Below are 26,640 nucleotides of genomic sequence, written 5' to 3' on the forward strand. Positions count from 1 at the left end.
TTTAACCGCACTCTTCGCTTCCCCCTCTCCCCGGCGACCGCTATAGTCGCAGCAGTGCGCCACGTTTTTTGCTGCACAGGCGCCTGAGATTCTTTCCATAATGACAAAAGGAAGCCGGCAAATGCACTATCACCGTATCCCCCATAGTACGCTGGAAGTCAGCCAGCTGGGCCTGGGAACCATGACGTTTGGTGAACAAAACAGCGAAGCCGACGCCCATGCACAGCTGGACTTAGCCGTTCGTTGCGGCATCAATCTAATCGACACCGCGGAAATGTACCCCGTCCCGCCGCGCCCGGAAACCCAGGGCTTAACCGAGCAATATATCGGCAGCTGGCTGAAGTCGCGCGGCAATCGCGACAAGATCGTGCTGGCGAGCAAAGTCGCCGGGCCTTCGCGCGGCAACGACGCCGGCATCCGCCCGGCGCAGGTGCTGGATCGCAAAAACATTCGCGTGGCGCTGGAAGCGAGCCTGAAACGCCTTAACACCGATTATATCGACCTGTATCAGATCCACTGGCCGCAGCGCCAGACCAACTGCTTCGGCAAGCTCGGCTACCAGTACACCGACACCAGCGTGCCGGTAACATTGCTGGAAACGCTGGAGGCGCTGGCCGAACAGGTGCGTGCCGGCAAGATCCGCTACGTCGGCGTATCAAATGAAACGCCGTGGGGCGTGATGCGCTATCTGCAGCTGGCGGAAAAGCATGAGCTGCCGCGCATTGTCTCTATTCAGAATCCCTACAGCCTGCTGAACCGCAGCTTTGAGGTCGGCCTGGCGGAGATCAGCCAGCATGAGGGGATCGAGCTGCTGGCCTACTCCAGCCTCGCCTTCGGCACGCTGAGCGGCAAGTACCTCAACGGCGCGCGTCCGGCCGGCGCGCGCAATACCCTGTTCAGCCGCTTTACACGCTACAGTGGCGAGCAGTCGCAGCTGGCGATTGCGGAATATGTCGATCTGGCGCGCAAGCATGGCCTGGACCCGGCGCAGATGGCGCTGGCCTTTGTGCGTCAGCAGCCGTTTGTCGCCAGCACTCTGCTGGGCGCCACCACCCTTGAGCAGCTGCAAAGCAATATCGACAGCTATCAATTGACGCTGAGCGGCGAAGTGCTGGAGCAGCTGGAAGCGATTCACCGCCGCTACACCTACCCGGCACCATAAAAAAACGCCGCCGTCAGCGAACGACGGCGGCGTGATCCTTGTTGGGCGGAGGCACCCGCCCGCTTCAGGCGTGGCGCTTTTGCGCCAGCTGCCAGCCCCACAGCACGGCGATCGCCAGCGCAAACAGCACGCCAAAACCGACGCCCGTCGCTACCGGCGGCGCGCCCAGCTTAATTGCCAGCGAATAAAGCCCCAGCATCAGCAGCATCGCGCTGTTCTCGCCAAGGTTCTGCACCGCGATAGCGTTGCCGGCGCCGACCGTCTGCTTGCCGCGCTCCTGCAGCAGCGCGTTCAGCGGCACCACAAAGAAACCGCCCAGCACGCCGATAACAATCAGCAGCGCATAGGCGTTTATCTGGGTATGCTGCAGCGCGAAAAACACCACCGCAATGCCGATCAGCACCCCGGCGGGCATGCAGCGCCCGACAGTTTTCAGCGTCACCAGCTTCGCCGCCGCCGCCGCGCCGATAACGATGCCGATCGCCACCATCGCGTTCAGCAGCGTCGGGGTTTTATTGTCGGTAATGCCCAGCGCCACCGGCACCCACAGCACCAGCAGAAAACGCAGGGTGACGCCGGCACCCCAGAACAGGCTGGTGCCCACCAGCGAAAAGCGGGTTTCGCCGTTGCGCCACAGCTGCCGCGTCGCCTGGAAAAAACTGCGCGCCATCGCCAGCGGATGCCAGCTCTGGCCGGGCCGGGCCGCTGCCAGCTTCGGAATCGAGATGTTCGCCACCACCGCCAGGGCATAGGCCAGCACGCAGACGCCCAGCGCCGCCAGCAGGCTCCAGTCCGCCAATACGCCGCCCGCCACCGATCCCAGCAGGATCGCCGCGATGGTCGAGGCCTCCATCAGGCCATTGGCTTTCACCAGCTGTTCGCCGCGGGTGATTTCGCCGAGAATGCCATACTTCGCCGGCGAATAGGCTGCGGCGCCGACGCCCACCAGCGCATAACCGATAAAAGGATTAAGGCCGACGCCGATTGCCAGCGCGCCCAGCAGCTTCAGCCCGTTGGCCAGCATCATCACGCGGCCTTTGGCGAAGCTGTCGGCCATCTGCCCGACGAAAGGCGCCAGCAGAATATAGGTGGCGACGAACACCATCTGCAGCACCGGCTGGCTCCAGTCGGGATAGAGCTGATTTTTCAGCACCGCCAGCGTGGCGAACAGCAGCGCGTTATCGCCAAAGGCGGAGAAGAACTGGGCGACAATAACCGCCACCATACCGCGCGACATTAACGAGGCGTCGTTTCCGGAAAGCTTCATTCTTCTTCCACCATTTTTTTCAGCGTGACGAAATCGGGCTTGCCGCTACCGAGCAGCGGCAGCTGTTTCAGGAAGCGGATATCGCGCGGCACCGCCAGCTCCGCCGCGCCCAGTTCGCGCGCCGCCTGCAGCAGGCGATCGCGCTGCAGCGCTTCGTCGGTGGTGAACAGCACCAGCGCTTCGCCACGGTTGCCGTCCGGCTTAATGGCTGCGGCGTGCTGTTTCTCCGGCGAGGCTTTCAGCGCGATCTGCTCCACCACTTCCAGCGAGACCATCTCGCCGGCGATTTTCGCAAAGCGCTTCGCCCTGCCCTGAATCTGGCAGAAGCCGCCTTCGTCGAAACTGACGATATCGCCGGTATCGTACCAGCCCGGCTCCATCACCCCTTCGCCATTATCCGCTACCGGCGGCTCCAGCTCGCCGGGATGCTCCACGCGCAGATAGCCTTTCATGATGTTTGGCCCGCGCAGCTGCAGCCGGCCGCCCTGCTCGATACCCGGCACCGACATCAGACGCGAATCCATGCCCGGCAGCAGGCGGCCGACGGTGTGCGGCTTCGCCGCCATCGGCACGTTGATCGCCACCACCGGCGCGCATTCGGTGACGCCGTAGCCTTCAAGAATACGAATGCCGAAGCGATCCTGATAAACCTGACGTACGCCCTCCTGCAGCTTCTCCGCGCCCGCCACCACGTAGCGCAAACGCGCAAAGTCATAAGGGTTGGCGAAGCGGGCGTAGTTGCCGAGGAAGGTTGAGGTGCCGAAAAGCACCGTGCAGTTGCGGTCGTAGACCAGCTCCGGCACGATGCGATAGTGCAACGGGCTGGGATAGAGGAACACCTGCGCGCCGGTCATCAGCGGCGTGAATAGCCCGACGGTCAGGCCGAAGGCGTGGAACAGCGGCAGCGAGGCCATAAAACGATCGCGCGGGGTAAAATCCGCCACGGTGCGGATCTGCTCAACGTTGGCCAGCAGGCTTTTATGCGAATGCACCACCCCTTTGGGATTGCCTTCCGAGCCGGAGGTAAACAGCACCATCGCCGCATCCTCCGCCTTTTGCGGCAGCATCGCATGACGCGGCATCAGCAAATGCGCGAGGATCCACAGCTTATCCTTGCCGGTGACGGTATCTTTTAAATCTTCCAGATAGATCCACTGCACCTGCGGCGTGCCCTGCGGCAGATGCCACAGGTTGCCCTTCTCCAGAAACTGGCGCGAGGTGAAGATGGTTTTGATCTGCGCGGCGGTTACCGCGCTGGTCAGGCCGTTGACGCCGGCGGTGTAGTTAAGCATTGCCGGAATGCGCGCGCGCAGCGTGGCGCCGAAGATAGCAGCAGCGGTGACGGTGGTGTTGGGCAGTAGCAGGCCAACATATTCGCCAGGCTGGGTGTAGCGCTCCAGAATACGGCCGACGCCCAGCGATTTCTTCAGCAGGCCGCTGTAGCTGTCCGGCGCGAAGTTGATATCTTCGATACAGGGCTTGAACCAGCCGTAGCGCGTGCGGGCGTTCAGAAAAGCTTCAAACAGCGTCTCGCGCGGACGCACCGCCATGCGCGCTTCCATCATAATATGGTGCAGATGTTCGCCGGCCAGCACGCGGCGATCGCGCGCGCGCGGCGCGTCCGGCATTGGGATGTGCGTAGGCGGCAGCAGCGTCAGCGTTATGCGCGGAAACAGACGACGCTTAAAGACGCCGCCAAGGCGGCCAAAAGGGGTGAACTCTGCGCCTTCGATGCGCATCGGTACCACCGTCGCCTGTGATTTCGCCGCCACGAAGCCGGCGCCACTGTAGATCTTCATCAGGGAGCCGGTAACGGTAATGCGCCCTTCAGGGAAGATCACCACCGGGCGGCCTTCATTAAGCGTGCGCACCAGGTATTTGATCGACATCGGTCGGGTAGGATCGAGCGGCACGAAATCCACCAGCGGCTTAATCAGGCGCATAAACCATTTGTCGCTGATATCGGAATAGACTGCGAAAACCGGCTTAACCGGCAGGAACAGCGCCAGCAGCATACCGTCGAGGAAGGAGGCGTGGTTCGGGGCGATCAGCACCTTCTCCTTATACAGGCCGGAGAGATCGCCGCGCAGCTGTACGCGCCACAGTAAACGAAACAGAAAACGAAACAGGTTAAAAAGCATGCCAGCTCCTTAGCAGCCAAAAATCTGGCTATAACCATGCAGCAAAGGGGAGCTGAACTCAACGCCGGCGGCGAAAATTTCCCGGGCAACGCGTCTGGCGGCAGCTCAGCGGAGGGCTGGCTTTCACCGCCTCCGCTGAGCCGGTCTAGCGCGCGCCGTTCACCAGCGCATCCGGGGCGATGTTCATGTGCTTCAGCACCGGCCCCATAATATTGCCGAAAATCGGCGCGGCCACCGAGCCGCCGAAGTGATCGCCAGCGGTAGGATGGTTAATCATCACAACCAGCGCCACCTGCGGATTGCTGGCCGGCGCCACGCCCGCCGTGTAGTTGACGTAGCCGCCGTCATATTTGCCGCTGGTGCCCATCTTCTCCGCCGTACCGGTTTTGGTGGCCAGCCGATAGCCGGGCACCGCCGCACGGATGCCGGTGCCGCCTGGCAGCACGTCGCTTTCCAGCATATGCACCACGGTTTTCACCGTTTCCGGGTTGGCGACCTGCTTGCCGATAACCGGCGGCGTCACCTTCGTGATGGAGAGCGGACGATAGACGCCGTAACTGCCCAGCGTGGCGTATTCGCGCGCGATTTGCAGCGGCGTGACGCGCAGGCCGTAGCCGAACGAAAAGGTGGCGCGTTCAATATCCGCCCAGCGTTGGCGATGCAGCGGGAAGTAGCCGACGCTCTCTCCGGTCAGCCCCAGCCCGGTCGGTTTGCCGAGACCGAACGCGTGGTAAGTGTTTACCAGCGCCTCGGCGGGCATCGCCAGCGCGATATGCGACACGCCGATGTCGCTCGATTTTTGCAGGATGCCGGTCATTGTCAGGCGCGGCCAGTGACCGACATCGCGGATCAGATGGCCGTTCACGCTGTAAGGGGTGGTATCCAGCACCGAATCGGGACGCACCAGCCCGCGCTCCAGCCCTTCCATTACCACCAGCGGCTTCACCGTGGAACCCGGCTCGAAGCTGTCGTTGATCGCTACGTTACGCATCTGCGTGGGCGATACGTCAGAGTAGTTGTTAGGGTTAAACGACGGATAAGAGGCCATGCCGAGGATTTCGCCGGTATCGATTTTCACCAGCACCGCCGCGCCGGAATCCGCCTTGTTCAGCAGCACCCCGTCGCGCAGCTTGCTGTAGAGCGTGTACTGATCGAACTTATCAATGCTGAGCTGCACGTTAGGCGGCTGCTTCGGCGGCTGATAGTCGATCATGGCGATGATGTTGCCTTCGCGATCCTGACGATACTTTTCCACGCCGGGCTGCCCTTGCAGCACCTTGTCGTAACCTTTCTCCAGCCCGTTCAGCCCGGTATTGTCAGCGCCGACCACGCCGATCAGCGGCGCGGCCGCCTCGCTCATTGGATAAAAACGGCTGTCGTTATAGACGGTGCTGATGCCTTTCAGATGCAGCTGACTGATATCTTTGGCAATGCCCAGCTCTACTTTGCGCCCCAGGTAGAGGAAGCGACGGTGTGGGTTAGCGGTGATCTGCTGCGCGATCTGCTCCGGCCGTTCGTTGAGCGCATTGGCGAGATATTCCCACTTGGCGCTGGTAAACGCCGGGTTTGCCTCCAGTACGCGCTGCGGGTCGGCGATGACGTCGCGCGAGGGCACGCTAAGCGCCAGGGTTTCGCCATTGCGATCCAATAGGGTGCCGCGATTGGTGGGAAGCGTGACCGTGCGCAGCGAGCGCTGATCTGCCTCGTGTTCCAGCATCGGATGGTTGATCAGCTGCAGGTCGGCGACGCGCGCCAGCAAAACGGCCATACAGCCCAGTACGCCCAGACAAATCAGACGAAAACGAAACGGGTTGAACGGCGCTTTAATCTGGTCTTTTCCAAGAAACTTCTGTATGCGGGGCATGGTCCATGACCTTAAGGCAGGCAAAAAAAACCTGCGCATCTGCGCAGGTTGGTGTAATCAATAAACTTGTTGATGTTCACCCATCAATACCTCTGGGACTTAAAATGTAGCAAGGGGCATTGACGGGCGGCTATCAATCATTCGCAACAGTTACCCGCAAAATGTAACCAGCTATGTGATTTATCAGCTATTTTGCAATGTTTGCCAGCGGCGTATCTCCACCAGGCAGGACATGGCGTTCGGTCCCTGCGTCAGCGAAGAGGTGCCGATATCGAGCGTCAGCACGTTCGGGTTGCCGGCGCGGTCACGCGGCTGCCACGCCTGGCCGAAGCCGGGATCGAACCAGGCGCCGGTAGAGGTAACCGCCACGCCCGGCGTCAGGCCGTCGTTTAGCCGCACGCCCGCCAGCATTCTGCCGCGCTGATTAAACACCTCGATTTCCTCGCCATCGCTGATGCCGCGCGCGGCGGCGTCCTGCGGATGCATCCACAGCGTTTCATGGCCGGCGGTTTTATTGTTCTGTACGTTGGCTGTCGCATCCAGCTGGCTGTGCAGACGATCGGCGGGCTGTACCGAGATCAGATGCAGCGGATAGTCACGCGCCTGCTCGCTGCCCAGCCATTCGCGCGGCGCGCGCCACTCCGGGTGCCCTGCCATGTCGTCCAGCTGATAGTCGGCGATAATCTGGCAAAACAGCTCGATTTTGCCGCTGTTGGTGTTAATGGGATGGGCCTGTGCGTCGGCGCGGAAATCTTCCATAAAGATATAGTCGCGCTCGCTGGCGGGCAGATCGACATAGCCGCGCTGCCAGAATTCGTCGAAGTCTGGCCAGTGAACCCCTTTACGCTGCTGCGCGACGCCGCACTGCTGATAAAGATGCGCGATCCATGCCCTCTCGTCGCGGTTTTCGGTAAAGCGTTCGCGGTAGCCGAGACGTTCCGCCAGATCGGCGAAGATGTCGAAATCATTGCGCGCCTGGTGCTGCGGCGCGATCGCCTGGTGCATAGCGAAGACAAAGCGATCGCGCGAGGAACCGCCAATATCGTTGCGCTCCAGCGTGGTGGTGACCGGCAGGACGATATCCGCCATCTGTGCCGCCGGCGTCCAGACGATGTCCTGCACGATCACCGTATCGGGTTTCTGCCAGCCTTCGACCAGGCGGTTAAGCTGCTGGTGATGGTGGAACGGATTGCCGCCCGCCCAGTGCATCAGATGAATGTCGGGATAACGGTGCGTTTCCCCCTGAAAGGCGTAGCTTTCGCCGGGATGCAGCAGCATATCGCAGATGCGCGCCACCGGGATCGCCAGGCCGGATGGGTTCGGGCCGGTGGGTAACGACGGCGCGGGGGTATCGATGCGCGGATTGCCGACGCTGTTCATTGATCCGTGGCCGAAGGAGAAGCCGGCGCCCGGCAGCCCCGGCTGCCCCAGCATTGCCGAGAGCGCGATCATCATCCAGTAGGGCTGTTCGCCGCGATGGGCGCGTTGCACCGCATAAGAGCAGGTAATAAAGCTGCGTTTGCCAGCCAGCTGGCGCGCCAGCTCGGCGATGCGCGCCGCCGGAACGCCGGTAATGGCGCAGGCCCAGTCGGGTGTTTTTGCCACACCGTCGCTTTCGCCCAGCAGGTAGGCGCGCAGCTGCGGGTAGCCGACGCAGTGGCTGGCGAGGAAGGCGTGATCCGCCGCGCCCAGCCGCTCGATTTCATAGCCCAGCGCCAGCATCAGCGCCACATCGGTATTGGGACGGATGGCGATCCAGTCGGCGTTGAGAAAATCGGGGCAGTCGTCGCGCATCGGGCTGACGTTGATGACGCGGGTGCCTTTCGCCGCCAGCTTTTCGAGCGCCGGCTTCAGCGTATGTTCACCCGCGCCGCCGGAGGCAACCTGAGCGTTTTTCAGCGCCAGCCCGCCGAAGGCCAACACCACTTCCGCATGTTCAATCACGCCTGGCCAGTCGGTGACGCGGCCGGTAAGCGGCATATAGGTGCCGATGACGTAGGGCAGGAAGAACTGCGCCGCTCCCCAGCTGTAGTTGCCCATCTGGTCCACTCCGCCGCCGCCGTTGAAGTAGAAGCGGCGCACCAGGGTGCGGGCGTGGTTAACGCGTCCGGCGGATGACCAGCCGTACGATCCGGTGAAGATGCCGCCGGCGCCGTAGCGATCGCGCACGCGGCGGTTCTCTTCCGCCACCAGATCGAGCGCGGTTTCCCAGTCAACGGCAACGAAATCTTCTCGTCCGCGTAGGGTGCGATCGCTGTTTTCGCGTGATTTCAGCCAGGACCGGCGCACCATCGGCTGACGGATGCGCTTATCGGAATAGACCAGCTGTGGAATGCTCTGCAGCATTGGCGAAGGGTTGCTGTCGGCAAAAAAGGGCTCGCAGCCGATAAGACGGCCCCCTTCAGTGACGGCGGTAAAGGCGCCCCAGTGGGCAAGGTGCGGTACTTTTTTCAGGGTCATGGCGCAGGCAAGGCTTGAGCAAAAGGACAGAGAGGCATGTTAGCCTTTCCCGAATGTAATTGAAAAGTGCAATATTCAGCGCGCTTTGCGACAGGGCTGGCATTCTGTCTGGTTGAAGTTGCAGGGCTTTTCCGTAACACTTTCATCATGTGTAAACGTTTACCCCGGAAGGTGTTCTATTCATGGCTACGATAAAGGATGTCGCCAAACTGGCGGGCGTTTCTGTCGCCACCGTTTCGCGCGTTATCAATAACTCGCCTAAAGCCAGCGATGCTTCACGTCAGGCGGTTTTTAGCGCCATGGAGGAGTTGCAGTATCACCCCAATGCCAATGCGCGCGCGTTGGCGCAGCAGTCGACGGAGACGCTAGGCCTGGTGGTAGGCGACGTTTCCGATCCTTTTTTTGGCGCAATGGTGAAGGCGGTGGATGAGATCGCCTGGCAGACCGGCAATTTTCTGCTGATCGGGAATGGTTATCACAATGAAGAGAAGGAGCGGCAGGCGATTGAGCAGTTGATGCGTCATCGCTGCGCAGCGCTGGTGGTGCATGCCAAGAAGATCCCGGACGAGGAGCTGGAGAAGCTGATGCAGCAGATGCCAGGGATGGTGTTGATTAATCGCGCGTTGCCCGCTTTTCAGCAGCGCTGCATCGCGCTGGATGACCGTTACGGCGCCTGGCTGGCGACCCGCCATTTGATTCAGCAGGGGCACGATCAGATCGCGTTTATCTGCTCGACACATACGATTTCCGATGCCGAGGAGCGTTTGCAGGGGTATTACGATGCGTTGCGCGAGCATAGTCTGCCCTGCAACGATCGGCTGGTGGCGTTTGGCGAGCCGGATGAGGTGGGCGGCGAGCAGGCGATGACAGAGCTGCTGGGCCGCGGGAAGAATTTTACCGCAGTGGCCTGTTATAACGATTCGATGGCTGCGGGCGCGCTGGCGGTATTGAGCGATAACGGCCTTCGCGTGCCGGAGGAGATGTCGCTGATCGGGTTTGATGATGTGCTGGTGTCGCGCTATGTGCGGCCGCGTTTGACGACGGTGCGTTATCCGATCGTGACGATGGCGCAGCAGGCGGCGGAGCTGGCGTTGGCGCTGGCGAATAATCAGCCTTTGCCGGAGGTGACGAATACGTTTAACCCGACGCTGGTGCGCAGGCATTCGGTGAGTTCGCCTGGGTGAGGGGCCGCCGGTCGCGATGGGCTGGCTGCCTTTTTAGCCTTTCGCTTTTTTCGGTGCCGGTCGTGATGGGCTGGCTGCCTTTTTGGCCTTTCGCTTTTTTCGGTGCCGGTCGTGGTGGGCTGGCCGGCTTTTTAGCCTTTCGCTTTTTTCGGTGCCGGTCGTGAGAGGAGCTGGCTGCCTTTTTGGCCTTTCGCTTTTTTCGGTGCCGGTCGTGAGAGGGGCTGGCCGGTCGGCGGGACGGCATAAACCCGTCCCTGGGGCCTCCGCCCGCGCCTTCCCTGGCGCGGGAGGCCCGCCTCCTCTGCCAGTCCCTCTCCCTCCCCCAATGCCCAGCTATCGTAACCTAACCATTTGCGCGAGGTTTGCAAAGAAAGTGCGGCGGTGACAAACAGGCTCTGAAACCATTGAAGCAGTGGCAACAAACAGACACTGAAGCCAGTGAAGCGGCGGCAACAAACAGACACTGAAGCCAGTGAAGCGGCGGCAACAAACAGACACTGAAGCCAGTGAGGCGGCAGCAACAAACAGACACTGAAGCCAGTGAGGCGGCAGCAACAAACAGACACTGGAGCCAGTGAGGCGGCGGCGGCAAACAAACACTGAAGCCAGTGAAGCGGCGGCAACAAACAGACACTGGAGCCAGTGAGGCGGCGGCAACAAACAGACACTGAAGCCAGTGAGGCGGCGGCAACAAACAAACACTGGAGCCAGTGAGGCGGCGGCAACAAACAGACACTGAAGCCAGTGAGGCGGCGGCAACAAACAGACACTGAAGCCAGTGAGGCGGCGGCAACAAACAGACACTGAAGCCAGTGAGGCGGTGGGCAGGCGCGTAGTAAAGCCTCCGCGTCAGGGATGACGCGGCGGAGTCTCCAGGGAGGGATTGACGACGTCTTTACGCAGCGCCTGCCCACCGCTGAACGGGCTCAGCCACCGTAACACCCGTCCGCCGCCGCACGGGCACGGGCTCAGCCACCGTAAACACCCGCCCGCCGCCGTACGGCACCCGCCACCGTAAACGCCCGCCCGCCGTCGCACGGAAACAGCCACCGTAAATGCCCGCCCGCCGTCGCACGGAAACAGCCACCGTAAACGCCCGCCCGCCGCTGAACGGAAACAGCCACCGTAAACGCCCGCCCGCCGTCGCACGACACCCGCTGGCGTAAACTCAGCCCCGCAGCGACTTATGGTAAAGGCGCACCACCGTATCAGGATAATCCAGCGCGTCGCCGATATAACGCCAGCCGAAACGCTCGTAATAATCGGCGCACAACGCGTACAGGTACAGATCCTCAAAGCCGCGAGCGCGGCACCAAACCTCAGCATGATCCTGCAGCGCGGCGCTTAAGCCGCTGCCACGCGCGCTTTCATCCACGTACAGCGCCGCCAGCCACGGAAAAAGATCCTGCCGGCTAATCAGATCGCAACGCCAAACACCCACCGTGCCAACCGCACGATCGCCCTCCAGCGCCACAAACGTCTGCGGAAAATCAGCGCCACGCAGGCTGCTCTCCACGACGCTGGCGAAAAACGCCCGACTCTGCGCATCACCAAAAGCGCGCCACAGCCATTCCACCAGCAACGACTTATGCTGCGGCGCCTCGTTCAGCGGCACAATACGCCAGCGGCTCATACCAGTTTCCCCTGAAAAATCGGCACTGATTCAAAAAGATAGCCGTCAAAATCGGGCGCATCGGCATCCGACAGCTCCATCAATGTATTTTTCACATTCTCCAGATGCTGCCACATCCCCTGCCATGCGCCCATCACATCGCGCCGCCGCAGCGCCGCCAGAATCGTTTGATGATCGCTCAGCCACTTCAGCCGATAGCTGCGCGTCTCAATATGCGTGCGCAGCTGCTGCCACAGCGGATTATTCTCATGATGCCGCCAGATACTCTTCACCGTATCCATCAGCATCTGATTCTGCGTTGCACCCGCCAGCAGCAGATGAAACAGCCGATCGTTATCCTGAGTGGTATCATTCAACGCAATCGCGCGCTGCTCCTGCTCCAGCGTACGGCGCAGGTTCTCAATATCCGCTTTGGTCGCCATGCGCGCAGCGAAAGCGGCAATATTACTCTCCAGCAGCTGACGCGCCTGCAGCATCTCGAACGGGCCGACGTCGCTGCGGAAAAAAGCCTCCTCCTCGTCGCTCGCCTCGCTGGGAATGCGCATCACGTAAACGCCGGAGCCCTGACGAATATCCACCGTCCCCTCCAGCTCCAGCATCAGCAGCGCCTCGCGCACAATGGTGCGGCTCACGCCCCAGGTCTCCGCCAGATTGCGCTCCGGCGGCAAACGCGAGCCGACCGGATAAAGCCCCGCCACGATCTGCTGACGCAAATGCTCGCCAATTTCCTGATACTGCTTTCTCTCTTGCGGCGATGCGCCCTTATCCACTTGATTACCCTTTACACGTTGACGACCCGCTGCCCGCGCCCTCGTGCGATAGCAGACGACGATATCCCGCTAGTTTATCAAAGCCAGCGCCTGATCGAGTACTTTTGCACCGTTTAGCGTGCCGTAGGCCAGCGAATCGATCACCGCAATCGGGATCTGCGCGCTGTCGGTCAGCGTCTTATTCTGCTCCAGCTTAAAGCGCACCTGTGGCCCCAGCAGCACTACGGCGATCTCGCCCGGATAGTTTTCCAGTTCCTCGCGCAGATTTTGCTCCGGGATCGCGTAGATTTGATAGCGCAGGCCGCGCGCCGCCGCCTCTTTTTCCATGCGCGTCACCACCATCGAGGTGGACATGCCTGCAGCGCAGGCGAGAACAATACGTTTCACGTTGGCACTCCTTATTTCGCTTCATCATCCAGCGTCAGGGTAAGCTGACGGCGGTCTCGTAGCTGACGATACCAGTGGGCCGATTTCTTCATCCGCCGCTGGCGCTGGTTGGCTAAATCGATCTCAATCAGGCCGTAGCGATTTTTAAACGCATTCATCGGCGACACATTATCGGTAAACGACCACAGCATATAACCCTGACAGTTAATCCCCGCTTCGCGCGCGCGCAGCGCCTCATACAGATGTTCAGCGATAAATTCGATACGGTAATCGTCCTGAATCTCGCCCGACGCATCCCTGAACTGCGCTTCGTTTTCAATGCCCATGCCGTTTTCGGCGATAAACCACGGGAAATTGTCATACTCGTCGCGCATCCTGTGCGCCATCGCCGCCACAATACGCGGCGCAATCTCCCAGCCGCGCGAGCGGTTCATGCGACGGCCCGGTCGCTCAAAAGGCTCGTAGTAATAAGCGGGGTGAAAAGGCGTCTCCGGATGCCAGGCGCGCGACGGCGCCTTCACCCGGTGCGGGTAATAGAGATTCAGCCCCACCTCATCGACGCGGTTTTCGGCGATCAGCGCCAGATCCGCTTCGCTGTAGTGCCACGCCACCTGATGCTGCGCCAGCAGCTGCAGCAACGCTGCCGGATATTCGCCCTTGATCGCCGGATCGAGAAACACCCGGTTGTAGAACAGATCGTAGATCTCCGCTGCCCGCCGGTCGTGCGGCGCATCGGAGCGCGCCCAGGTCACCTCCGGGTTCAAAATCGTCCCGACGCTCCCTGTATAGCCACAATCGCGGAACAGCCTCACGACACGCGCGGTCGCCAGATTTTTATGGTGATTCCACTGCATCCAGGTTGACGTACTCTGATGACCAGGCCAGCGCAGCGCATCCAGGTATACGCGGGTTTGCACCACAATCGGCTCGTTAAACACGAACCAGCGCCTGACCTTGCCGGCGTAGCGCGCAAACACCTTCTCCGCGTAGCGCAAAAACAGATCGACCACCACGGGCGACCCCCAGCCGCCATATTTTTCCAACAGCACCGCCGGCAACTCGTAATGCTCCAGGCAGAGCATTGGCTCGATATCGTTGGCGCGCATTTCATCCAGCAATGCGTCGTAATAACGCGCGTAATCTTCATCCACTTCGGCGGTTTCGTAATCCAGCAGGAAGCGCGACCAGTTGATCGAGGTGCGGTAGTGCGTCAGCCCGCAGGCTTTCATTAGCGCCACATCTTCGCGATAGCGGTTGATAAAATCGGTCGCCACCGCCGGGCCATAGCCGTTATGCCAGGCCTGACGATCCTGCTGATACCAGGCATCGAGATAAGAATCCTGCCCCGCCTTCTTGCCGTGCCAGCCTTCGGTTTGCCAGGCGGAAGCGGCCGCGCCAAGGATAAAATCAGGCGGGATCGCGAGGGTAACCTTACTCATGACGGCTCCTTAAGACTGGCCAGATCCGGATGCCGCGCTTTCGCCTCGGCGGCTTCGGCGCGGCGCGCGGCAATTTTCACAAACGGCAAATAGATCAGCACCGCCACAACGATACAGACCAGCTGCGTCACCACCGCGCCCATCGAGCCGGCGGTTGACAGCCAGGCATTCACGATCGGCGGCGTGGTCCAGGGCACCATCACTACCGCCCTGCCGGCAAAGCCGGTCAGCGTGGCAAAGTAGCCGATGGTGCCGGTTACCAGCGGGGTAATAATGAAAGGAATGGCGAGGATCGGATTCAGCATGATCGGCATGCCGAAGATCACCGGCTCGTTGATATTGAACAGCCCCGGCCCGAAAGAGAGCTTGGCGATCTCGCGCATCTCTTTGCGCCTGGTCGCCAGCATCACCGCCGTCAGCAGGCCGATAGTCAGCCCCGAGCCGCCGATACTCATATAGACATCCCAGAACGGCATAGTGATGATGTTCGGCACCTCTTTGCCCTGCTCGAAGGCGTTCATATTCACCAGGATCGCCCCCAGCAGCAGCGGCTCGCGGATCGGCTTGATCATCTGATTGCCGTGAATACCAATCACCCAGAACAGCTGCGCCACGAACATCAGCAGCAGAATGCCCCACAGGCTTTGCACCACCGACTCCAGCGGCTGCTGCACCACACGATAAACTGCATCGTACAGGTACATGCCGCTCACCTGATGGAAGACAAAACCGAAGGTGGCGATGGCTGATACGGTAATGATCGCCGGGATCAGCGCGGAAAACGAGGCGGAGACGTTCGGCGGCACAGTATCGGGCATTTTGATCTTCAGCCGTTCGACGTTCTCCAGCCGACAGTAGATCTCTACCGACAGAATGGCGATAAACATGCCGAGAAACAGGCTCTTGGTATCGGAGAACTGCTTCGCCAGCACGTCAGTCACCAGATGCATCTGCCCGTCGACCATCATTTGCAGCGTGGTCAGCGTTACCGCAATAAAGCAGATGATTGCCAGCAGGCCGGGAAACAGCGTTTTAATGCCGTTGATGCGCCCCAGCTCAATGCCGATCAGAAATACCGCGCCGATATTCAGGAAGCTTAGCGTGGCGTAGTTGATACTGGTGGTGATGGGCTTGAGATCGGCGAGGAAAGCGAGTGCGGGAAAACTGGCGAGGCCGTTCTTCGCATCCAGCACCATATTGGAGATTAATACCGAAAAGGCGCCGACGATAATCACCGGCATCAGAGTAATGAAGGAGGCTTTGATCGCCATGATATAGCGGTAGCTGTTAAAGCGCGTGGCGAAACTGCCCAGCGCATCAATCAGTCGGTCCTGTAGAGACATAAGCAGATACCTCAGGGTAAGTGAGCATGCATCCCGCTGTTGTAACCCTACCTTTCCCTGATATGGCATACCAAAATTAACCGAATGCGGCTTTTTTTCTGTGAGCGTCAGCGCAGTTCGCTCATTTGGTATTCCAATATGATGATTAACCCAAATCCGGTATACCAATAACAGAGGTGAGTATGGATTTTGAACAGACCGTCATGGAGTTACTGATTAACGCGGGTGAAGCCCGTTCCCACGCGATGAGCGCGATCCAGCTGGCGCGCAAACGTCAGTGGCCGGAGGCGGATGCGGCGCTGGCCGCTTCGGCGGAGGCGTCAAAAGCGGCGCACCATATTCAGACGCAGCTTATCGGCGCGGATGAAGGGGAAGGCAAGCTGCCGGTGACGCTGATCCTGGTGCATGCGCAGGATCATCTGATGAATGCGATGCTGTGCCGGGATCTGGCGGAAGAGATCGTGCTGTTGCGTAAAGAGCTGCTGGCGTGACGGGGTGCCTGTAGCGCGGCGCGCCAATGCTTAAGCCGTTGAAGAGACGGCTTCGCTAATAAACGCAGGATCTAAGCTGGCGAACAGGCGGCTTCGACGGTGAATGGGCGCGCAGTAAGCCAGTCGGTGAACAGACGCGCGGCGGCGGACCGGCGCAGAGGCTCCACCGCCGCCCCGCCGCAGAGCGAGCCGGGGTTACATCTCCAGCGCCAGCAGCTCCTGAATGGTCTGCTGGCGGCGGATCTCGCGCGCCTCGCCGCCATCAAACAGCACTTCCGGGATCAACGGGCGGCTGTTGTAGTTCGAGGACATCGACGCGCCATAGGCGCCGGTATCGTGGAACACCAGATAATCGCCCGGCGTCATGGCCGGAAGCTGACGGGTTTCCACCTTGCCTCCTTCCAGCTGGGTAAAGACATCGCCCGATTCACACAGCGGCCCCGCCACCACCGTTTCGCGCAGCGCACGCGCGGCGGCGTCGTTATCGGCGGTCAACAGTGAAATATGGTGATAGCTGCCGTACATCGCGGGACGCATCAGATCGCTGAAGCCGGCATCCACCAGCGCGAAGTGGCGGCTGCCCATGTTTTTTACCGCGCGCACCTGCGCCACCAGCACGCCCGCTTCCGCCGTCAGGAAGCGGCCCGGCTCGATCTCCAGCTTCACCGGATGGCCCAGGTGCGCGGCAATGCGCTCGCGGGCGCGGTGCCACAGGCTGTAGTAGTGCTGCGTATCGATCGCTTCTTCACCATAGCGATAGGGGATCGAAAGGCCGCCGCCGGCGGAGATCGCCTGAATATCCTGATCCAGTGCGATCGCCTGGCTGACCATCGCTTCGCAGACCTGCTCCAGGTGTGCGTAATCCACCCCCGAGCCGATATGCATATGGATGCCCACCAGCGTCAGGCCGTGCTGTTTAATCGCCTGCAGCGCCTGCGACAGGTCGCCATGCCAGATGCCATGCTTGCTGTTTTCACCGCCGGTATTGGTTTTCTGGCTGTGGCCGTGGCCGAAGCCGGGGTTGACGCGCAGCCAGACCGGATGTCCCTGCGAGCGCGCGCCGAGCTGATGCAGCATATCCACCGAACCGGCGTTGACCGGAATACGCAGTTCCGCCACGCGCGCCAGCGTCGGCTCATCCAGCAGATCGGCAGTGAAGACAATCTCGTCGCCGCCCGCCTCAAAGCCTGCGGCCAGCGCGCGCTCGATCTCGCCCAGCGATACTGAATCGACCTTTACGCCCGCCTCGCGCATCAGGCGCAGAATATGAATATTGGAGCAGGCCTTCTGCGCGAAGCGCACCACGTCAAACTGCCGCAGCTGCGCGATGCGATCGCGAATAATATCGGCGTCGTAGGCCCAGAACGGCCCGGCGTAGCGCTGGGTCAGCGTTAACAGATTGGCGGCATTCAGGGCGCTGTCGGGGTTATTGAGCGGACGTGGCATGGCGGTTCTCCTTAAGCTTTGCCCTATTACGCCACAGCCTTTTTCGACTGAAAAATATCTGTTTCTGCAGAGTCTATGCAAATATGATATGGCTTTTGGCAAGGGAGGCGGCGATGGCGAACATTACCCATCGGCATATCGAAATTTTTCATGCGGTGATGACCAGCGGCAACCTGACCGCCGCCGCCGGGCTGCTGCATACCTCTCAGCCCACCGTCAGTCGCGAGCTGGCGCGCTTTGAAAAGCTGACCGGCCTGCGTCTGTTTGAGCGGGTACGCGGACGGTTGCATCCCACGGTGCAGGGGCTGCGGCTGTTTGAAGAGGTGCAGCGCTCCTGGTACGGGCTTGATCGCATTATCAGCGCGGCGGAGGGGCTGCGGCAGTTCCGCCAGGGCGAACTCTCTATCGCCTGCCTGCCGGTATTTTCGCAGTCGCTGCTGCCGCCGCTCTGTCAGCCGTTTTTGCAGCGCTACCCCGATCTCAGCCTGAACATTATTCCGCAGGAGTCCCCGCTGCTGGAAGAGTGGCTCTCGGCACAGCGCCATGACCTGGGCCTGACGGAAACTCACGTCACGCCCGCCGGCACCGAGCGCATCGAACTGCTGACGCTGAACGAGGTGTGCGTACTGCCCGCGCAGCATCCGCTGGCGGCGCGGCGCATTCTGACGCCGCAGGACTTTGCCGGTGAGCGTTATATCAGCCTTTCGCGTTCCGACAGCTATCGTCAGCTATTGGACGCGTTGTTTCATGAGCAGGGGGTGCAGCGCAGAATGGTCATGGAGACGCACAGCGCGGCGTCGGTCTGCGCGATGGTACGCGCGGGGGTGGGCATTTCCGTGGTGAATCCGCTGACGGCGCTTGATTATGCCGCCAGCGGGGTGGTGATGCGGCGCTTCAGCGTTGAGGTGCCCTTTACAGTGAGCCTGATCCGCCCGCTGCATCGCCCGGCTTCAGCGCTGGTTACCGCCTTCAGCGAGCATTTGCAGCAGGCGGCGGCGCAGTTCGCGCCGCGCCTCAACGCGCAGCTGGATTAAGCACGCGCGGTCTGCGTCTGGCCGCCGGTGCGGCGGAAGGTGATCAGGCAGACAATCAGCCCCAGCGCGGCCAGTACCGCGGCGGCCACCGGCACGGCGGTCAGGCCGTAGCCGCCATCGATAACCGCGCCGCCGACCCATGCGCCCAGCGCGTTGCCAACGTTAAACGCGGAGATGTTCAGCGTTGAGACCAGGTTCGGCGCCTCTTTGCCGTGGCGTACCACATTGATTTGCAGGCCCGGCACGGTGGCGAAGGTCGCCATCGCCCACAGGAACAGGGTGATTTCAGCCAGCCAGAGGGCGTGGCTGGTCCAGCTAAAGGCCAGCGAGAACAACGCAATCAGCGCGAAGCTGAGGATCAGGCTGAACGACACTTTCCAGTCCGCCAGCTTGCCGCCGATGATATTGCCCACCGTCAGCCCGGCGCCGATCAGGAACAGCGTCCAGCTGACGCCGCGGTTGCTGATGCCGGTGACCTGCAGCAGCAGCGGCGCAATATAGCTGAACAGGGCGAACATCGCCGCCGCGAAGCAGACGGTCATCAGCAGCGACAGCCAGAGCTTGCCGTTCGCCAGTGCGCTGATTTCGCTGGCGAGATGCACCGGCTTTTCATCTTTGTTGGTCGGCAGGCTCACGATCAGGGCGATAAACGCCAGCACGCCAATTACCGCCACACCCCAGAAGGTGGCGCGCCAGCCGAACAGCTGACCGAACCAGGTACCGAGCGGTACGCCCAGCACGTTCGCCAGCGTCAGGCCGGTAAACATCAGCGCCACGGCGGAAGCCTGGCGGTTAGGCGCTACCAGGCTGGCGGCCACCACTGAACCAATACCGAAGAAGGCGCCGTGACAGAGCGCGGTCACAATGCGCGCCAGCATCAGCAGGTTGTAGCTGTAGGCCAGCGCGCACAGCACATTGCCGATAATAAAAATCGACATCAGCAAGATCAGCGTGCGTTTACGCGGCAGGCGTGCGGTCAGCAACGCCATAACCGGCGCGCCGATCGCCACGCCCAGCGCATAGCCGCTGATCAGCCAGCCGGCGGAAGGAATAGAAACGCGCAGGTCGCCCGCCACCTCCGGCAATAATCCCATAATAACGAACTCGGTGGTGCCGATTGCAAACGCACTCAGCGCCAGAGCCAGTAGTGAAACAGGCATAACACTCTCCCAAAAAAACGATGATTGCAGACTCCAGGCAGGCCGCTGTCGGGCAGCGGATTGGACGACGCCTTGTGGTGCTGCCTTAGAGGTGTGGCGTCGCGGCGGCTATTAAAACACAGTGTTATCACGACAAACACCCCAGCTGGCGCAAGGGAATATTGCGCGTGGCGCAACAATCTGCCGCCATTTCTCCTGCCGTTGTCAGGATTCCTTTTAGGAGGGTTCCTTTACCGCTGCTTAACGATTCATGATAAAAAATGGCGCAACGCTGCCGTCTCGTCGCACGCCGCGCCGGCATACCGCAGCAAATGGCCGTTAACTCAGCGGTTAAAGTAAAGCGGGCAACTGCCGATATCTATTCAGGTATGAGCCAAGCTTATTAATCCAGAACGGAGAGGTGCGATGCGCAAGATATTGGCCCTGCTGGTTTTGAGCCTGACCGGCTGTTCGGTGGGTCATTATGAATACAGTCGCGAGGCGCAGAAGCGCGTCGATATGACAGTGACCGGCATTCCCACGGTATTAGGTTTAGGCACGCTGGGCACCACCATTCCGCTGACGCCGGAATATAGCCTGACCGCCGCCCACGTCGCGAAACTCTCGCTCTATAAAGTGAAGGCGTGGCACCCCGAGTGCGATCTGGCCATCGTTTATCACAAGAATGATGAGCAAAACCTGCCGCCGCGCTTTCGCAACGGCTTTATGGGCGATCGCATCGCGCTTTATGGCTACAGTTTTTATACCGCGATGCCGGTGGCCTCCTCCGGCACCAATCTGCTGAACACCCAACTGCAAAACCGCTGGAACAAAGCGAGCTGCGTGGCCGTCGCCTCTAATGCGGGCGTGGTGCAGGGAATGTCCGGCGGCGCGGTCTATAACGTCTCAGACGATACGCTCGCCGGGGTGATCGTCGGCTACAGCCGCGAGATTAATGATAAGCGCAGCGGCGGCACGCTATATAAAAACGTGGCGCTTTATATCCCTTACGCGCGTTTCGAAAGCTGGCTGCAGGCGGAAATCAAATCCTGATACGCCGGCGTTATTTACGCTGCGCGTCCGGCAGTCCGTCGTGGGTGCCGAGCGGCTGCGCCGGCGGCTCGATCCAGCGGTCGGCGCGGGTGGCAGCATAGTCGGGATTGAGCGGATAGTAGATACGGTTTTCCGCTTTGTTCGCCTCCCCCACCACCAGCAGCCTGACCTCTTCTGCGCTGTTGTTGATAAAGGTGTGGCAGATGCCGGTACCGGCCGGAAATGCCACCGCGTCGCCCGGCGTCAGCGGGTGCAGCTCGCCATTGAGCCAGAGATGAGGCTGCCCTTCCAGCACATAGACGAACTCCTCTTCGGCGCTTTCGGCGTGCGGGTAAGAGAGGCGGCGGCCTGGCGGCAGGCGCTCATGATGGATGCCGATGCGCGTCAGACCGAGCGCGCGGCCCAGCGGCGCGCCGATGCCCATATGTTCATCGCTGCCGCGATAGTGCGCCTTATCGGGCTCCTCCAGCGTTTGCCAGCGGCCGATGCATTGCGGACGGGAAGATGAGGTCATAGCCTTTGCTCCTGATGAACCAGATTTTCAGCCTGGCAAAGGAGCAAGCGTATCTCAAGGCGGAAATAAAAAAGGGACGCCGTGGCGTCCCTTTTCACACTGCCGTCAGCCTTACTTGCCGGACGGACGCAGCGCCGGGAAGAGGATCACGTCGCGGATGGTATGGCTGTTGGTGAACAGCATTACCATGCGGTCGATACCAATGCCCAGACCTGCGGTCGGCGGCAGACCATGCTCCAGCGCGGTAACGTAATCTTCATCGAAGAACATCGCTTCGTCGTCGCCGGCATCTTTCGCTTCCACCTGCTGACGGAAACGATCGGCCTGATCTTCCGCATCGTTCAGCTCGGAGAAGCCGTTGCCGATTTCACGACCGCCGATAAAGAATTCAAAGCGGTCGGTGATTTCCGGGTTGGTGTCGTTGCGGCGCGCCAGCGGGGAGACTTCCGCCGGATATTCGGTGATGAAGGTCGGCTGGATCAGATGGCTTTCTGCCGTCTCTTCGAAGATCTCAGTGACGACGCGGCCCAGGCCCCAGCTTTTCTCTACTTTGATGCCCAGCGAACGCGCGATGGCGACTGCTTTGTCGAAGTCATCCAGATCGGCCAGGTTGGTTTCCGGACGGTATTTCTGAATCGCTTCTTTCATCGTCAGCTTAGCGAACGGCTTGCCGAAATCGAACACCTGGTCGCCGTAAGGCACTTCGGTGGTACCCAGCACCTGCTGCGCCAGGGTGCGGAACAGGCTTTCGGTCAGCTCGATCAGATCTTTATAATCCGCGTAGGCCATATAGAGTTCCATCATGGTGAACTCAGGATTATGGCGCGGCGAGATGCCTTCGTTACGGAAGTTGCGGTTGATTTCGAAAACGCGATCGAAACCGCCCACTACCAGACGTTTCAGATAGAGTTCCGGCGCGATACGCAGGTACATATCGATGTCGAGGGCGTTATGATGGGTAATGAACGGACGCGCGGAGGCGCCGCCCGGGATCACCTGCATCATCGGGGTTTCTACTTCCATAAAGTCGCGGCCCACCATGAACTGGCGAATGCCGGCCATGATCTGGGAGCGAATGCGGAAGGTCTTGCGCGACTCTTCGTTGGCGATCAGATCGAGGTAGCGCTGACGATAGCGCGTTTCCTGATCGGCGAGGCCGTGGAATTTATCCGGCAGCGGACGCAGCGCTTTCGTCAGCAGGCGCAGTTCGGTGCAGTGGATAGAGAGTTCGCCGGTTTTGGTTTTGAACAGCTTGCCGCGCGCGCCGAGGATGTCGCCGAGGTCCCACTTTTTAAACTGTTCGTTATAAATGCCTTCCGCCAGGTCATCGCGCGCCACGTAAAGCTGGATGCGGCCGCCGACGTCCTGCAGCGTAACGAATGACGCTTTGCCCATAATGCGGCGCGTCATCATTCGGCCCGCCACGCTGACTTCGATGTTCAGCGCTTCCAGCTCTTCGTTGCTTTTCTCGTCATACTGCGCGTGCAGCTGTTCGGAGATGCTGTCGCGGCGGAAATCGTTCGGGAACGCCACGCCATGTTCACGCAGCGCGCTGAGCTTTTCACGACGCGCTTTCAGTTCGTTATTAAGTTCAAGCGCGGCATCAGCGCCCTGCGGTTGTTGTTCAGACATGTCGGTTCCTTATAGCCCTGCTTTCAAACTTGCTTCAATGAAGCGATCCAGATCGCCGTCCAGCACTGCCTGCGTGTTGCGCGTTTCCACGCCGGTGCGCAGATCTTTGATGCGTGAATCATCCAGCACGTAAGAGCGGATCTGGCTGCCCCAGCCGATATCAGATTTGTTGTCTTCCAGCGCCTGTTTCTCAGCATTTTTCTTTTGCATTTCCAGTTCATAAAGCTTGGCTTTCATCTGCTTCATGGCCTGGTCTTTGTTTTTATGCTGGGAGCGGTCATTCTGACACTGGGTGACGGTGCCGGTCGGAATGTGGGTGATACGCACGGCCGATTCGGTACGGTTAACGTGCTGACCGCCCGCGCCGGATGCGCGGTAGACGTCGATGCGCAGGTCCGCCGGGTTGATTTCGATATCGATGTCGTCATCCACTTCCGGGTAGACGAAGGCGGAGCTGAACGAGGTGTGACGACGGCCGCCGGAGTCGAACGGGCTTTTACGCACCAGGCGATGTACGCCGGTTTCGGTACGCAGCCAGCCGAAGGCGTAGTCGCCGGAGATGCGGATGGTCGCGGATTTGATGCCCGCCACTTCGCCGTCGGAGACTTCAATGACTTCGGTTTTAAAGCCTTTGTCTTCCGCCCAGCGCAGGTACATACGCAGCAGCATGCTGGCCCAATCCTGCGCTTCGGTGCCGCCGGATCCCGCCTGCAGGTCAATGTAGCAGTCGGCGCTGTCATATTCGCCGGAGAACATGCGGCGGAATTCCAGTTCGCCCAGTTTTTTCTCCAGCTCGTCCAGTTCGGCGACGGCTTCGTTGAAGGTTTCTTCATCTTCCGCTTCAACGGCCAGATCCAGCAGGCCGTTGACGTCGTCGAGGCCCTGGCTCATCTGATCGAGGGTTTCGACCACGGCTTCCAGCGCGGAACGTTCTTTGCCCAGCGCCTGGGCGCGTTCAGGTTCGTTCCAGACGTCCGGCTGTTCCAGCTCGGCGTTTACTTCTTCGAGGCGTTCTTTCTTGGCATCGTAGTCAAAGATACCCCCTAAGAACGTCGCTGCGCTCAGTGAGGTCCTGAATACGGTTTTTGACCGGATTAATTTCAAACATGGCTTTCGAATCTTTTAGGAAGTGTCTATGGATATGACCGGGCAGTTTAACCGAAAAGGCGAGGAGATTGTAGTTTTGTCCGGCGGTTTGTGCAGGTGTAGCGGGCGCGGGGTTTAAGGGGTTCACATTCGGACAGCGGGCGCGGTGGTTAAGGCGTTCGCGTTCGGACGGCGGGCGCGGTGGTTAAGGTGTTCGCGTTCGCACGGCGGACGCGGTGGTTAAGGGGTTCACGTTCGCACGGCGGGCGCGGTGGTTAAGGCGTTCACGTTCGGACGGCGGGCGCGGTGGTTAAGGCGTTCGCGTTCGGACGGCGGGCGCAGAGTTTACGTTGCTCACTTTCGGTCGGCGGCGGGCAGGCCGCTACGTAAAGACGTCGTCAATCCATCCCTGGAGACTCCGCCGCTTCATCCCTGACGCGGAGGCTTTACTTCGCGGCCTGCCCGCCACCTCCCTGACATTGTGCAAATGCTTCGCCGTCCTGATATCACGCAAATGGTTCGCCGTCCTGACAAGTGCAAAGACTTTACCGACCTGCTGTCAGGCAAATCGTTTACCGTACTGAAATCATCCAGTTCAGTGCCGGATTTCCATTATTAACGCGGATTAAACCGATGGAATGTAACCTGGTCAGGTTATGTCAGCGCAATTGAGGGGGAGTAAGAGGGACAGGACGATGAGGCGGGCCTCCCGCGCCAGGGAAGGCGCGGGCGGAGGCCCCAGGGATGGGTTTATGCCATCCCGCCGAACGGCCTGCCCCTTTTGCGACCGGCACAGAGCGGTTTGACCCACCCTCGCCGCCCAGCTTTCAACCGTTCGGCGCAGGACGGTGTTAACCAGATAACCCTAACCTACAGCGGCCAGATATGTTCGATCAGCAGCTGCGCGCTGCGGTTGCCGCGAAACTCATTCACATCCAGCTTATAGGCCAGCTCAACATGACGCACGCTGGCATCCGGCCAAAGACGCGTATCGACATTAAATGCGATGCCGTCCAGCAAAGGCCCGCCGCCTAACGGCTCCACCATCACTTTCAGATGACGCTCGCCCACCAGACGCTGTTGCAACAGCTTAAACTTGCCGTCGAACACCGGTTCAGGGAACGCCTGCCCCCACGGGCCGGCATCGCGTAGCATCTCTGCCACCGGCAGCGTTAGCTCGGGCGCCGTCAGTTCACCATCCGACCAGATCACGCCCTGTAACGCGTCCGCGTCCAGCCACTCGCCGACCAGCGCGCTAAACAGCGCGCTGAACTGCTCGAACTTCGCCTCTTCAAGCGACAAACCGGCCGCCATCGCATGGCCGCCGAACTTCAGAATTAACCCCGGATTCAGCGTATCAAGACGCTCAAGCGCATCGCGCAAATGCAGCCCCGCTACCGACCGGCCCGAGCCTTTCAGCGTACCGTCGCCCGCCGGAGCGAACGCGATCACCGGGCGGTGAAAACGCTCTTTCAGCCTGGAGGCCAGAATGCCCACCACGCCCTGATGCCACTCGGGATGGTAAAACGCCAGTCCCAGCGGCAGCGCATCGCTGCTGCGTTCCAGCTGGTTACAGAGCGCCAGCGCCTCCGCCTGCATCCCCTGCTCAATCTCTTTGCGCGTCTGGTTTAACGCGTCCAGCTCGCTGGCCAGCATCCGTGCCTGCGCCAGATCTTCGGTCAGCAGCAGCGCCACGCCGACTGACATATCGTCCAGACGCCCGGCGGCATTCAGGCGCGGCCCAAGCGCGAAGCCCAAATCGCTGGCCGCCAGCTGACGCGCGTCGCGGTTCGCTACCTCCAGCAGCGCGCGAATGCCCGGACGGCACTTGCCGGCGCGAATGCGGCTCATGCCCTGCCAGACCAGAATACGGTTGTTGGCATCCAGCGGTACCACGTCTGCCACCGTGCCGAGCGCCACCAGATCGAGCAGCTCCGCCAGATTCGGGATCGCCAGACCGCTGTCGAACCAGCCCTGCTCGCGCAAATGCGCCCGCAGCGCCAGCATCAGATAAAAGGCGACGCCGACGCCCGCCAGCGCCCGTGACGGAAAGGTGCTGTCATTAAGATTAGGGTTAACGATCGCTTCCGCTTCAGGCAGCGTTTCGCCCGGCAGGTGGTGATCGGTCACCAGCACCGGGATCCCTTTCTGGTGCGCGCACAGCACGCCAGCGTGGGAGGAAATGCCGTTATCCACCGTCAGGATCAGCTCCGCGCCGCGCGCCGCCGCCTGCTCCACCACCTCGGGGCTCAGGCCGTAGCCATCATCGAAACGGTTAGGCACCAGATATTGCACGTGCCGGCCGCCCATACTACGCAGCGCCAGCACGGTCAACGCGGTGCTGGTGGCGCCATCGGCATCGAAATCGCCGACGATCATAATCTGTTTTTGATCGCGCAGCGCCTGATGCAGCAGCTCAACCGCCTGCTGCATGCCGCTTAACCCCTGCCAGGGATGGAGGAACTTAGCGCCGCGCTCCAGCTCGCGCTCGTCGCCTATGCCACGCTGGGCGTAAAGGCGACGCAGCAGCGGATGAAGATCCGTCGGCAAAGCCGTATCGGGCGCCGCCTCACGGCGGCGAAGTTGCATCGGTTT

The 26,640-nt window shown here is 60.6% G+C and carries 20 protein-coding genes; 5 read left to right on the forward strand and 15 right to left on the reverse strand.

The genetic code is table 11. The features are described 5' to 3' along the window. Positions 1-121 precede the first annotated feature (121 nt). Entirely contained in the window at positions 122-1,162 is a 1,041-nt protein-coding gene (locus tag C2E15_RS17085) for an NADP(H)-dependent aldo-keto reductase (protein ID WP_104958425.1), read from the forward strand. A gap of 64 nt (positions 1,163-1,226) precedes the next feature. On the opposite strand, the gene lplT is transcribed toward C2E15_RS17085, so the two are convergent. From lplT to C2E15_RS17105, 4 genes are all read right to left on the reverse strand, one after another. Beyond that, complete coding sequence (lplT, locus tag C2E15_RS17090; RefSeq protein ID WP_104958426.1) at positions 1,227-2,429, reverse strand: lysophospholipid transporter LplT; 1,203 nt, start codon at positions 2,427-2,429, stop codon at positions 1,227-1,229. Next, positions 2,426-4,570 carry a bifunctional acyl-ACP--phospholipid O-acyltransferase/long-chain-fatty-acid--ACP ligase gene (gene aas / locus C2E15_RS17095; RefSeq protein WP_104958427.1) on the reverse strand — a complete coding sequence of 715 codons (2,145 nt, stop codon included), beginning with the start codon at positions 4,568-4,570 and terminating at the stop codon, positions 2,426-2,428. Before aas ends, lplT begins: the two co-directional genes overlap by 4 nt. Before the next feature lie 145 nt (positions 4,571-4,715). After that, positions 4,716-6,434 carry a penicillin-binding transpeptidase domain-containing protein gene (locus tag C2E15_RS17100; RefSeq protein WP_104958428.1) on the reverse strand — a complete coding sequence of 573 codons (1,719 nt, stop codon included), beginning with the start codon at positions 6,432-6,434 and terminating at the stop codon, positions 4,716-4,718. A gap of 183 nt (positions 6,435-6,617) precedes the next feature. Then, on the reverse strand, positions 6,618-8,894 hold the full coding sequence (locus C2E15_RS17105; RefSeq protein WP_104958429.1) for a molybdopterin guanine dinucleotide-containing S/N-oxide reductase: 2,277 nt from the start codon (positions 8,892-8,894) through the stop codon (positions 6,618-6,620). 182 nt (positions 8,895-9,076) lie between these two features. Between C2E15_RS17105 and galR the strand changes: the two genes are divergently transcribed. Next, positions 9,077-10,078 carry an HTH-type transcriptional regulator GalR gene (gene galR, locus C2E15_RS17110; RefSeq protein WP_104958430.1) on the forward strand — a complete coding sequence of 334 codons (1,002 nt, stop codon included), beginning with the start codon at positions 9,077-9,079 and terminating at the stop codon, positions 10,076-10,078. Positions 10,079-11,246: 1,168 nt separating this feature from the next. On the opposite strand, the gene C2E15_RS17115 is transcribed toward galR, so the two are convergent. From C2E15_RS17115 to C2E15_RS17135, 5 genes are all read right to left on the reverse strand, one after another. Then, positions 11,247-11,711, reverse strand: coding sequence for a GNAT family N-acetyltransferase (locus C2E15_RS17115; RefSeq protein WP_104958431.1), 465 nt, complete (start codon positions 11,709-11,711; stop codon positions 11,247-11,249). Continuing rightward, on the reverse strand, positions 11,708-12,481 hold the full coding sequence (locus tag C2E15_RS17120) for an FCD domain-containing protein (RefSeq protein WP_104958432.1): 774 nt from the start codon (positions 12,479-12,481) through the stop codon (positions 11,708-11,710). Before C2E15_RS17120 ends, C2E15_RS17115 begins: the two co-directional genes overlap by 4 nt. A gap of 69 nt (positions 12,482-12,550) precedes the next feature. After that, positions 12,551-12,868 carry a PTS sugar transporter subunit IIB gene (locus C2E15_RS17125; protein WP_104958433.1) on the reverse strand — a complete coding sequence of 106 codons (318 nt, stop codon included), beginning with the start codon at positions 12,866-12,868 and terminating at the stop codon, positions 12,551-12,553. Positions 12,869-12,879: 11 nt separating this feature from the next. Beyond that, complete coding sequence (locus C2E15_RS17130) at positions 12,880-14,307, reverse strand: glycoside hydrolase family 1 protein (protein ID WP_104958434.1); 1,428 nt, start codon at positions 14,305-14,307, stop codon at positions 12,880-12,882. Then, positions 14,304-15,650, reverse strand: coding sequence for a PTS sugar transporter subunit IIC (locus tag C2E15_RS17135; protein WP_104958435.1), 1,347 nt, complete (start codon positions 15,648-15,650; stop codon positions 14,304-14,306). The genes C2E15_RS17130 and C2E15_RS17135 overlap by 4 nt, the downstream gene beginning before the upstream one ends. Positions 15,651-15,832: 182 nt before the next feature. Here C2E15_RS17135 and C2E15_RS17140 point away from each other — a divergent pair, with 182 nt between their 5' ends. Further along, positions 15,833-16,141, forward strand: a complete 309-nt coding sequence (locus C2E15_RS17140) for a PTS lactose/cellobiose transporter subunit IIA (RefSeq protein ID WP_104958436.1) — start codon at positions 15,833-15,835, stop codon at positions 16,139-16,141. A 195-nt stretch (positions 16,142-16,336) separates the two neighbouring features. Here C2E15_RS17140 and lysA read toward each other — a convergent pair whose 3' ends face one another. Further along, a complete protein-coding gene (lysA, locus tag C2E15_RS17145) occupies positions 16,337-17,587 on the reverse strand; it encodes a diaminopimelate decarboxylase (RefSeq protein WP_104958437.1) in 1,251 nt (416 codons plus the stop codon). A gap of 113 nt (positions 17,588-17,700) precedes the next feature. Between lysA and C2E15_RS17150 the strand changes: the two genes are divergently transcribed. Continuing rightward, positions 17,701-18,621, forward strand: a complete 921-nt coding sequence (locus C2E15_RS17150; RefSeq protein WP_104958438.1) for a LysR family transcriptional regulator — start codon at positions 17,701-17,703, stop codon at positions 18,619-18,621. Here C2E15_RS17150 and C2E15_RS17155 read toward each other — a convergent pair. After that, positions 18,618-19,781: an MFS transporter gene (locus tag C2E15_RS17155; RefSeq protein WP_104958439.1), complete on the reverse strand. Its 1,164-nt coding sequence runs from the start codon at positions 19,779-19,781 to the stop codon at positions 18,618-18,620. The two genes, C2E15_RS17150 and C2E15_RS17155, sit on opposite strands and share 4 nt — an antisense overlap. A 405-nt stretch (positions 19,782-20,186) precedes the next feature. Between C2E15_RS17155 and C2E15_RS17160 the strand changes: the two genes are divergently transcribed. Next, the gene (locus C2E15_RS17160; RefSeq protein WP_104958440.1) at positions 20,187-20,813 is read left to right on the forward strand and encodes a trypsin-like peptidase domain-containing protein; all 627 of its coding nucleotides are present in this window, start codon (positions 20,187-20,189) and stop codon (positions 20,811-20,813) included. A 10-nt stretch (positions 20,814-20,823) separates the two neighbouring features. Here C2E15_RS17160 and C2E15_RS17165 read toward each other — a convergent pair whose 3' ends face one another. From C2E15_RS17165 to recJ, 4 genes are all read right to left on the reverse strand, one after another. Further along, complete coding sequence (locus tag C2E15_RS17165) at positions 20,824-21,327, reverse strand: cupin domain-containing protein (protein WP_104958441.1); 504 nt, start codon at positions 21,325-21,327, stop codon at positions 20,824-20,826. Between the two features lie 111 nt (positions 21,328-21,438). Next, the gene (gene lysS, locus C2E15_RS17170; protein ID WP_104958442.1) at positions 21,439-22,959 is read right to left on the reverse strand and encodes a lysine--tRNA ligase; all 1,521 of its coding nucleotides are present in this window, start codon (positions 22,957-22,959) and stop codon (positions 21,439-21,441) included. Positions 22,960-22,968: 9 nt separating this feature from the next. Beyond that, positions 22,969-24,067 (reverse strand): peptide chain release factor 2 gene (prfB, locus tag C2E15_RS17175; protein ID WP_104958443.1). Its coding sequence is split into 2 segments (ribosomal slippage): positions 22,969-23,991 and positions 23,993-24,067, totalling 1,098 coding nucleotides; the frame shifts between segments, so codons are not numbered across the junction. Between the two features lie 848 nt (positions 24,068-24,915). Continuing rightward, the gene (recJ, locus tag C2E15_RS17180) at positions 24,916-26,634 is read right to left on the reverse strand and encodes a single-stranded-DNA-specific exonuclease RecJ (RefSeq protein WP_425438018.1); all 1,719 of its coding nucleotides are present in this window, start codon (positions 26,632-26,634) and stop codon (positions 24,916-24,918) included. Positions 26,635-26,640: the final 6 nt, after the last annotated feature.

This window comes from Mixta gaviniae (assembly GCF_002953195.1).
In the GTDB taxonomy this organism is placed as follows: Bacteria; Pseudomonadota; Gammaproteobacteria; order Enterobacterales; family Enterobacteriaceae; genus Mixta; species Mixta gaviniae.

Excerpts from the sequence above, each read along its gene's own strand:
- C2E15_RS17085 (WP_104958425.1), top strand. The coding sequence starts at position 122 with ATGCACTATCACCGTATCCCCCATAGTACGCTGGAAGTCAGCCAGCTG.
- lplT (WP_104958426.1), bottom strand. The coding sequence starts at position 2,429 with ATGAAGCTTTCCGGAAACGACGCCTCGTTAATGTCGCGCGGTATGGTG.
- aas (WP_104958427.1), bottom strand. The coding sequence starts at position 4,570 with ATGCTTTTTAACCTGTTTCGTTTTCTGTTTCGTTTACTGTGGCGCGTA.
- C2E15_RS17100 (WP_104958428.1), bottom strand. The coding sequence starts at position 6,434 with ATGCCCCGCATACAGAAGTTTCTTGGAAAAGACCAGATTAAAGCGCCG.
- C2E15_RS17105 (WP_104958429.1), bottom strand. The coding sequence starts at position 8,894 with ATGACCCTGAAAAAAGTACCGCACCTTGCCCACTGGGGCGCCTTTACC.
- galR (WP_104958430.1), top strand. The coding sequence starts at position 9,077 with ATGGCTACGATAAAGGATGTCGCCAAACTGGCGGGCGTTTCTGTCGCC.
- C2E15_RS17115 (WP_104958431.1), bottom strand. The coding sequence starts at position 11,711 with ATGAGCCGCTGGCGTATTGTGCCGCTGAACGAGGCGCCGCAGCATAAG.
- C2E15_RS17130 (WP_104958434.1), bottom strand. The coding sequence starts at position 14,307 with ATGAGTAAGGTTACCCTCGCGATCCCGCCTGATTTTATCCTTGGCGCG.
- C2E15_RS17135 (WP_104958435.1), bottom strand. The coding sequence starts at position 15,650 with ATGTCTCTACAGGACCGACTGATTGATGCGCTGGGCAGTTTCGCCACG.
- C2E15_RS17140 (WP_104958436.1), top strand. The coding sequence starts at position 15,833 with ATGGATTTTGAACAGACCGTCATGGAGTTACTGATTAACGCGGGTGAA.
- lysA (WP_104958437.1), bottom strand. The coding sequence starts at position 17,587 with ATGCCACGTCCGCTCAATAACCCCGACAGCGCCCTGAATGCCGCCAAT.
- C2E15_RS17150 (WP_104958438.1), top strand. The coding sequence starts at position 17,701 with ATGGCGAACATTACCCATCGGCATATCGAAATTTTTCATGCGGTGATG.
- C2E15_RS17155 (WP_104958439.1), bottom strand. The coding sequence starts at position 19,781 with ATGCCTGTTTCACTACTGGCTCTGGCGCTGAGTGCGTTTGCAATCGGC.
- C2E15_RS17160 (WP_104958440.1), top strand. The coding sequence starts at position 20,187 with ATGCGCAAGATATTGGCCCTGCTGGTTTTGAGCCTGACCGGCTGTTCG.
- C2E15_RS17165 (WP_104958441.1), bottom strand. The coding sequence starts at position 21,327 with ATGACCTCATCTTCCCGTCCGCAATGCATCGGCCGCTGGCAAACGCTG.
- lysS (WP_104958442.1), bottom strand. The coding sequence starts at position 22,959 with ATGTCTGAACAACAACCGCAGGGCGCTGATGCCGCGCTTGAACTTAAT.
- recJ (WP_425438018.1), bottom strand. The coding sequence starts at position 26,634 with ATGCAACTTCGCCGCCGTGAGGCGGCGCCCGATACGGCTTTGCCGACG.